This is a genomic window from Cupriavidus sp. SIMBA_020 (assembly GCF_046535395.1).
Lineage (GTDB): Bacteria > Pseudomonadota > Gammaproteobacteria > Burkholderiales > Burkholderiaceae > Cupriavidus > Cupriavidus campinensis.
In genome coordinates this window covers 1-242 of record NZ_JAWRWU010001498.1, presented here as the reverse complement: position 1 = coordinate 242, position 242 = coordinate 1, and the positions used below count along the sequence as shown (strand labels likewise).

Here is a 242-nt window from a genome sequence, read left to right as displayed (position 1 = left end):
ATCCTCCGCGACGATTTTTGCCGCTTCGTCCGGATGGGCGGCGATCCACAGGCGTGCTTTCTCGTATGCCTTCAGCACGTGAGCCAGCGTATCCGGATGCGCGGCGATAAAGTCTTGCCGCGCATTCAGAAACCCCCACGTGTTGAAGTCCACGTTGCGGTAAAGCAGGCGGGCGCCGTCGTCGATCTGCGCGGCCGCCATATGCGGATCGAGACCCGCCCATGCGTCCACCTGACCGTTCG

At 62.8% G+C, this 242-nt stretch carries 1 protein-coding gene; it reads right to left on the bottom strand.

The features are described from left to right. The coding region (locus SB751_RS34585) for an ABC transporter substrate-binding protein (protein ID WP_410749564.1) at positions 1-242 on the bottom strand (242 nt) is incomplete at both ends.